This window comes from Geothermobacter hydrogeniphilus (genome assembly GCF_002898515.1).
In the GTDB taxonomy this organism is placed as follows: domain Bacteria; phylum Desulfobacterota; class Desulfuromonadia; order Desulfuromonadales; family Geothermobacteraceae; genus Geothermobacter_A.
In genome coordinates, this window is sequence record NZ_PPFX01000072.1 from 1 (window position 1) to 6,920 (window position 6,920).

The window sequence follows — 6,920 nt, forward strand, 5'->3', positions numbered from 1 at the left end:
CCGGCGCGTGCCCGGCATTATGGTCTCTCCAGGCTGGATTGCCTGGAGGCGGAGCCGCTGTTTCTCCGCCGGAGATAAGGCATGGATGGCGACAATGCGATGCAACATTGCGTAAACATTGACGTATAAATCATTGACGATTGCTTATTAACTTGCTATGAAAAGAACCGCTTGATTAAGTTTCGGCAAATCCATGGAGGGGGAGCAGCAAACGGACAAGACCGCGCCAGAAAGCCGTGATGGGTTTTTCTTGACGCGGTTTTTTTGTCCTGAATCAGGAACATATCCGAGGGAGTGCGATGCACCTGCTTCACAGTCTGTTTTACCTTGTTGTCACCATGCTGCTGACGGCGGGCTACCTGCTGCTGGCCGGGGGGCTGCTGTATGCGGTTCGCTCAATCATCCGCCGCATGTTTGCCGGCCAGGGACGGAAGCCGAAACGGACGACGCTGGATGCTGTCATTTTCGAGCCGGATAAGCGCAGAAAGGCGCTGTCCTTCTTGCTGATCGTCTTTCTGGTCTACCACCTGGCCTTCTATATCCAGCAGCGGCAGCAGTGGATGGGCAGGGACAACGCCCACCTGGAGGCCAAGGAGTATTTTGTTGCCGGGCAGGTGCTGTATGGTTTTCGCGCCCTGCTGACCCGCTTCATCCACCCGGATATCGTCGTGCTCTGGCCGTTGAACGCCCTGCAGGAGAAGATTTATTCCGACGGGGTGAAGCTGTTGCCGAAAAAGGACGGCGAGCGTTATGTCTGGCAGCAACTCTGGTTTCTCTATCCCTACACCCGCACCCTGCGCGAGACCTGGGATGGGGATGACAACAAATACTCGCCCAACATGGTCAAGCTGCTCGACCGCTACTGGGACTCGCTGCAGGGGATGGCGACCCAGCCCTTTGCCGATGCGCAGATGAAGCATGAACAGTACTACCGCAACTTCCCGGCCCTGGCGTTTTATTACAACCTGAAGAAGGCCCAGCATTACGAAAGTGTTTGGGGAGCTTTGCAGGTACTGGCACAAGATCCGGTACAGATAGAACGGACCAACTTGCTGATTCGCTGGCTGGGAGAGCTACGCAGCAAGTGGCAGGACGCTCAGACCATGCGAAATGTCCTGAAAAAACATCCACTCATCGCGGTAGCGCGGCAGGAGGCATTGTTGAGTGGACTTGAGTTTGCCATGGAAACTCTCATTCTGAACAAACAATTCCGCTGCGACCACCCCTACGTGCAGCTGTACGTCAAGACCCGGGCCGAATTCGTCGGCAGCCGGGAACACCCTTCGCCCCTGATGCGCCTGCGCAACGCCAAGCAGCGTGAATACCATTACGACGCCCGCATTAACTGGGTCGGTGCCCGTTTCTACAAGCGCATGCTGCCGAAATACTGCGGCATCGAGGTGGCAGGGGAGGAAGAATTTTTCAATACAAAGAATTGGGATGACAAGAAATTATGGGATGACAGGATTCAATCGATTTTTGAGAAAGAATTTCAATTGATCGAGGAGGCGATTCATGGCAACTGAACAGGATTACATCCAGCAGGCGGCCGGTAACGACCCAACGGTAACAGAGGCAGTTCGGCAGGCCATCCAGAACAGCTCAAGTGCGGCTCTCAGTGACCCGGCGGCTGTGGAAAAACTTGCCACGGGCATTTCTGCGGTTGCCCAATCATATGCAACTATTATCGCCCAGACCGACCTCCCCTTACCCATCAAAATCTGGAGCCTGCACGGCGGGGCCCTGCTTGACACCACGGTCAACATCGTCCAGGGCGAGGGGTGGGTGAAATCAATTGCCTTGGCCATCACCTCCCAGGCAGTAAGTTACGGGGTCGGTGCGCTGACAACAGCGATTGCCGGCAGTGCCAGTGCACCCTTCCTGATCGCAGCCGGCGGCGTCGCCGTCGGCTGGTTTGCCGCCGACGCGGCCAGCGACCTGGTCGGCCAGGGCTGGGATTACATTATTGGGCCGTCGGTCAAATATGAAGAAGATAAACTGGCAAAATCCATTTCCATCACCTCCCGCACCGGCTCCATTTCCAACATCCTGCACCGCTACTGGGAGACCAGCCTGAGTGGAGCGAATGAATGGCTGGTGCGCTCGGATGATGATCAGGAGTTTGTTTCATACAATAAAGAGAATGATGCTCTTCTGCTTGAGATGTGGGAAGAGATGCTACGATATCTCGGAAGAGCAAAAAGGCAAACCTGACACCAATGGCTGGTGGATTTCACTCGAGAGATTTCCCTCTTGACATCCTGAGGGGGAGGGTGTTTTCATGCACTGATTTTAATCTGCTTCATTGACAACGACCATGGAGGGTTGTTGAAATGAGGGACGTTTTGTGTGACCAAAAAATCCGTACGCGGGTGGGACTGTTGTCCCGACCTGTGTGCGGATTTTTTTGTTGGTGGCGCCGTGGGTCAGTTTTACTTTGCCACTAACACCAGAAAGCCGTGATGGGTTTTTCTTGACGCGGTTTTTTTGTTGGCAGGCTGTTGTCTCGGGACAGTCGTGGCAGACCTTTTCAGTTGCCCGACTGTTGAGGAGGTTCAGGAGGGATTCATGGGGCTTTTTTACCTGCTGCTGTTTGTCGGTTACCTGCTGGTCGCTGCTTTTGTGGTCTGGCTGGTGCTGGTCATCTTTAACCGCCGGCTCTACACCTGGCTGGCGGTTGCCTTTGTGGTGCTCTTTCCCACCTACGACATGATTGTTCAGACCGCACTGCTGAAGTATTACCAGCTGATCCGCAGCCCGCTGCAGCAGATCGTCCGCACCGTCGATGTCCCCGGCAGCGTCTACTGGGAAGACAACGTCTGGCCCGGCTATGACGAAAACTACCGCCTGTGGATGATCGACCACCTGCTCGACGGCGAACATCTCAGCACCCTGGCGATGAACGGCCCGGACGGCAAGATCTACCTCTACCGCTACGGCAAAGGCGATACGCCGGAGGTCTTCACCAACACCGCTGACCTGCCGCCGCTCAATTACCACGTCAAGCTCGACCCCGTTCCTCTTGCCTTCTGGCAAAAGCCGTTCATCTGGGCCGACCGGATGGAGATCATCGACAACCAAAACAAAGAACGGATTGCCTATTCGGAGCGTTACATGGGCTATTCGCCGCGCTGGGCGTTGATATTGCCCGTCGGGGATAGTCCTTTTGAAGGTGGGGGGCACGTGGGGGATGATTTTGTTTACAATTTCGATGATGAAATAGTCTTCTCATATGTTGACAACGATTTAGCTCCAGATTTGTATCGAAGTTCTTTTTCGATGAGTTCTGTTAATTTAAGAATCAATGATTACCATAAATCAAGAAATACAGGGAGGGGGCGGAAATGAACTTCAACATTGAGATAGTTAAGGTCCTCGGTCGACTGGCTGAAGACGTTTATTCTGATAACAATCTGAAGAACATGGCAAAGTTTGACGGCTACCAAGTCAAAGCCTTCAGCCAACCCTCAAACAACGGTTTCCAGGCCCTGCTGCTCGAAAAAATCGACCCTAACACCGCTGGATCGAAATACGTCTTTGCCTTTCGGGGGACTGAAGTCTCTTTTTCGACGCCTGTTGAAACTTGGCGCGACTTGATCCAGACCGATGTTTTGGACATGGGGCTTCGGGACGTTCCTGCTCAGTTTCTTGAGGCGATCCTTTTTGTCCAGGAGCAGATGGCGGCCGTACCTGACCTGACGGTTCAGAACACGACTCTAACCGGCCATTCCTTGGGAGGTTCCCTGGCGACCGCTGTCAGCTATGTTTTCGGGTTTCAGGCTTATGGCTACAACCCGTTCGGCATTGCCAAAAACGACCTGTTTACTGCTGCCACTATTGGCGATGTGTTCAGGGGGGTTGTCGAAGACGTCCTTCCCTTCTATGTCAGCGATCCAACTTCTGTCAACATCAACACGATCCAGAATACAACGGTCATTCATGCCATTGCTGACGGTCTGGGACTGGATGTCAACCGTCTTATTTCCGCGCTCAATTCCTCAACGCCCGTTACCGGCACACCAGGGACCAACATCAATGTGGTTTCGGTCGGTGCGGATTATCAGGAACTGGTTTCGGGCTTGGTGACAGATATCGTCGGTGGGTTGATTGGTGATTTTCAGCCGATTGTCGAACACCAGAATACCTTTGCAGGCGGTTTCTTCTCCCATGGAATTGCTGCCCTCAATGAAAACATCGCCATATACAACAACCTGTTGACCCTTCTGCCCGGTTATGACTATCTGGGGCTGACCGATGTTATCAGCAATGTGTCCAGCAGGGACAATCAGGTTCACCGTGTTCTGGTCGGTCTGGCCGATCTTCTGCAGATTCCCGGCGCCGGTTCTCTCGACAGCCCGGCACTCTCAGGGCAACTTGCGCAACACACCGGGCTGAACCTGTCATTGACAGCCCTGACCAATCTGCCACCCGATGAAATCGCCTTCAACGCCACCGACAATTCGGCGACCGGGCTGGCGTACCGGTATGCCCTGAGCCACCTCAACCCGTTCGTCGTTATCGGGGATGCTTCGCTGTACACTCCCCACAACCAGAGCGGCGAACTCGATCAGTACGATCCATCGAATGATCAGGGGACGCTCAGCAACAACTGGATTCATGACCGCGCCGAGATGCTTTACTGGCAGATGAAAGTCGACGGGGAAAAGGCCTTTGCCTCCGACGCCCATCCCTATGTCAAAGATTCCCCGCCCGCCGTCCGTTTTGTGGACCATGCTGGCGGACGGCGAATCGTGCTCAGAAACAAGTGGATCGGCGGCAGTAATCGTCGCCAGATTCATTTCGGAAGCAACAATAGCGAGTTGCTGGAAGGTGGAAACAGCTTCGACCGCTTCTACGGCATGGCCGGCAAAATCATGCAGATCATGCAGCCATGGAGGACGGCATGAGACGGAGAAAGGTGGGAATCCCTGTAGCTATCTCTTTGTTCGTTGTAATTTTCAGTCTGCTGGGATGTGAGAAATCTTCTCTTGATCAGCAGATGGAAGAACTCTGCAAAAAGGATGGTGGTGTCAAAGTCTACGAAACCGTCACCTTGCCACCGGAGATGTTCGACCGTTGGGGAGATCCATTTCCGGGTTGGCGTAGTCGATCACAGGAAGACCGATTAGGGCTGGGTTATCGTTATGTAGTTGAAACTACATATCTCAAGAAAGGTGATCCGCTAAAAGGGGAAGGGAGACTAGATCGTACAGTAGAAAAAATTATTCGTATGTCCGATGGAAAGTTGCTAGGGGAGTCTATTTCATATGGCCGATCCGGAGGCGATTTTCTCCCTTTTGCCCATCCTACATCTAAGAGTTGTCCTGTCTATAAAGATGATAGTGAAGGTTTGATTAAATCAGTATTTGTCAAAGGAGGGGATAAAAATGCCAACGATTAACGATTATTTGAACTTAGCAGAAACAGCATTTGCCTCATATGCAAGTAACTTGCGTATCGGAAACGGGAATGCTTTAGAGTACGAACGAGCGGTTATGACCAAGACCCAAGCAACACGTTTCGATGCCTCATGGCAAGTATTGGACCAACAGGATCTATCAAACGGATTTTCAGCAGTGCTGTTTCAGCAGGTCGATCAACAGGGCAACCCCGTCGGTGACAAGGTTCTCGCCATTCGTGGTACCGAGCCAAGCTATTGGGGGATTGACTATCTGACCGATGTGATCAATATCGCAGTGCTGGGGACAAACGTCGGTATGCCGCAATATAGCTCTTTGAAAAGTTTTTACCAGACACTGGTCAGTCAGGGCAAGCTCGGCACCTCTGAGCAGGTCGTGGTGACCGGTCACAGTCTGGGCGGCTTTCTGGCTCAGGCATTTACCGCCGAACATAATGCTGTCGTGTCAGCTGCTTATACCTACAATGCCCCTGGATTTTCAGCATCTCCCGGTGTGATTTTCAATTACGCCACACAACTCCTGGAATTTTTTGGCATCACAGATGCCACCATACCAAACGACAAAATTACTAACATACGTGCAACCGAAGGTCTATCGGCAACAGCTGGTCTGGGACAAATGGTGGATCTATTCAGGAAGTTTCAATCGAGCCCTCTCTTGATCCAATCCATAATCACTCCATTGTAACGCTCACCGACGCCCTCGCCGTCTACAATCTCTTCGCCAGCATCGACTCCTCCCTGAGCCTCGAATCCATCGGCGGTATTCTCAAAGCCTCTGCCGCCAAAGCGGAAAACACCCTCGAATCAGCCGTGTCGGCCATTGGTGAGCTGCTGCTCCCCGGTTTCAAATTCCACACCGGCAGCGAGTACAATGCCTCCCGCGACCTGCTCTATAAGGACCTGCAAGATATTTCCGTCGCTTTGAAGGATCGATCCGCCCTGAGCATCGACGTCTTCGGCACCCTTGATCAGGTCGGTAATCTTGTTCCCTTGTCACCATCCCAGATCGAAAACCTGGCCCGCAGCGACACCGCCTACCGCTACGCCCTGGTCAAGGGCAATCCCTTTGCCGTGCTGGGGGTGAATTACAGCAATTTCAACCAGAATGGCGAACTGGACCTTTACAACCCGACCACCGGCAAGGGCCTGACCAACATGTACCTGGCCGACCGGGCGGACTACCTTGCCAACCTGCTGTACGGCAACAGCAACGACACCACCGACAGCGGCAGCGATGTGCAGTATGTCGATCTGGCCGACAAGGTGACGCTCAACGAACCGCTGCTGCTTAATCCGGAGAAGAAAATCGTCTTCGGCTCCGACGGTGCGGATCTCCTGGAGGGCAGCCGGTCGGCGTTGGCGGGCGATGATGTTACCGACCGCCTCTACGGCATGGCCGGCAAGGATATCCTCAAGGGCTACGGCGGCAACGATTATCTCGAAGGCGGCGCCGGCAACGACACCCTGACCGGCGGCAAGGGCGACGATATCCTCGACG

Annotated in this window: 6 protein-coding genes and 1 pseudogene; all 7 read left to right on the plus strand. The window is 53.5% G+C overall.

The genetic code is table 11. The features are described from left to right. Positions 1–299: 299 nt before the first annotated feature. Positions 300–1,526, plus strand: a complete 1,227-nt coding sequence (locus C2E25_RS17175; RefSeq protein ID WP_103116935.1) for a hypothetical protein — start codon at positions 300–302, stop codon at positions 1,524–1,526. Next, positions 1,516–2,214 (plus strand): hypothetical protein, encoded by a 699-nt coding sequence (locus C2E25_RS17180; protein ID WP_103116936.1) that lies wholly within the window; start codon positions 1,516–1,518, stop codon positions 2,212–2,214. Before C2E25_RS17175 ends, C2E25_RS17180 begins: the two co-directional genes overlap by 11 nt. A 354-nt stretch (positions 2,215–2,568) precedes the next feature. After that, positions 2,569–3,348 (plus strand): hypothetical protein, encoded by a 780-nt coding sequence (locus C2E25_RS17185; protein WP_103116937.1) that lies wholly within the window; start codon positions 2,569–2,571, stop codon positions 3,346–3,348. Continuing rightward, positions 3,345–4,907, plus strand: a complete 1,563-nt coding sequence (locus C2E25_RS17190; protein ID WP_103116938.1) for a hypothetical protein — start codon at positions 3,345–3,347, stop codon at positions 4,905–4,907. Before C2E25_RS17185 ends, C2E25_RS17190 begins: the two co-directional genes overlap by 4 nt. Continuing rightward, a complete protein-coding gene (locus C2E25_RS17405; protein ID WP_146033018.1) occupies positions 4,904–5,401 on the plus strand; it encodes a hypothetical protein in 498 nt (165 codons plus the stop codon). Before C2E25_RS17190 ends, C2E25_RS17405 begins: the two co-directional genes overlap by 4 nt. After that, a complete protein-coding gene (locus C2E25_RS17195; protein WP_103116939.1) occupies positions 5,388–6,107 on the plus strand; it encodes a hypothetical protein in 720 nt (239 codons plus the stop codon). Before C2E25_RS17405 ends, C2E25_RS17195 begins: the two co-directional genes overlap by 14 nt. Positions 6,108–6,232: 125 nt before the next feature. Next, positions 6,233–6,920: pseudogene (locus C2E25_RS18025) on the plus strand (hypothetical protein); the annotation flags it as partial.